The organism is Enterovibrio calviensis DSM 14347, from assembly GCF_000621165.1.
GTDB lineage: Bacteria > Pseudomonadota > Gammaproteobacteria > Enterobacterales > Vibrionaceae > Enterovibrio > Enterovibrio calviensis.
The window spans coordinates 1-268 of sequence record NZ_KK211219.1 but is presented as its reverse complement, the minus strand read 5'-3'; the positions used below and the strand labels follow the sequence as shown (position 1 = coordinate 268).

Here is a 268-nt window from a genome sequence, read left to right as displayed (position 1 = left end):
CGATAAAAAGCCCCGCTATTACTAGCGAGGCTTCTTAATAAATGGCGGAGCGGACGGGACTCGAACCCGCGACCCCCGGCGTGACAGGCCGGTATTCTAACCAACTGAACTACCGCTCCACACGGTGATAAACAGTTTCCTGTCTATCCGATACCCGTCGTTCAATACGTGTATCTAAATTTGAAGCCTGGCGATGTCCTACTCTCACATGGGGAGACCCCACACTACCATCGGCGCTGTTACGTTTCACTACTGAGTTCGGCATGGA

The 268-nt window shown here is 52.6% G+C and carries 1 tRNA gene and 1 rRNA gene; both read right to left on the bottom strand.

The features are described 5' to 3' along the window. Nucleotides 1-42: 42 nt before the first annotated feature. Nucleotides 43-119: transfer RNA gene (locus Q365_RS0123900), tRNA-Asp, on the bottom strand. 66 nt (nucleotides 120-185) lie between these two features. Then, nucleotides 186-268, bottom strand: a 5S ribosomal RNA gene (gene rrf, locus Q365_RS27525); the annotation flags it as partial.